General features: G+C 67.0%; 1 protein-coding gene. It reads right to left on the minus strand.

Going from position 1 to position 536, the window contains the following annotated elements:
* On the minus strand, positions 1-211 hold a 211-nt coding region (locus L6Q67_RS24375), incomplete at its 3' end, for a Wzz/FepE/Etk N-terminal domain-containing protein (protein ID WP_296576365.1).
* Between the last annotated feature and the right edge of the window lie 325 nt (positions 212-536).

The raw sequence follows: 536 nt of genomic DNA on the forward strand, positions 1-536 counted from the left end.
GCAGGCCGTCGGCCTTGTAGACCGGCTTGGCCACGAACAGGTAGGCGCCACCCAGCAGGATGGAGACGGCGGTGATGGCGGCGATGAGCCAGCGGTATTCCATGACCACCGCGACGATTTCGCCAATGGCCAGGCCTTGCTCTTCTTCAGCACCGGCGGCTATCTGCTGGCCGGGCATGGGGGCCTTGGATTTGAGGGTTTCGTTTTCCATGGTCGACTGGGTGTGGGCTATTTGGGTCGGGATTTGTGGGTGCGGGTGCCGGGTGGGCTGGAGTGTCTGACGGCTATTTGAGGGCGACTTGAGTCGGCCTGGGGCGGTGAGACACGGGCAGCTCCCTGGTTTGGCGTCCGCGGGCGACTGAAGTCGCCCCTACAGGGGCTGGGCGGCTGGGGGAGGCAGGGTGCCCGGGGTGCCGGTTTGCGTGTAGGGGGGCGCCTGGGGTGAGTGTGCAGTTGAAGCCGCAGCTACAGGAGCCGGGGCTCGGGGTGGCTTGGGCGAGCGGCGGCAAACCCGTGCCCTGCCCTGCCCTTGCAAA

The sequence above is a fragment of the Zoogloea sp. genome (genome assembly GCF_023150065.1).
Taxonomy (GTDB): domain Bacteria; phylum Pseudomonadota; class Gammaproteobacteria; order Burkholderiales; family Rhodocyclaceae; genus Zoogloea.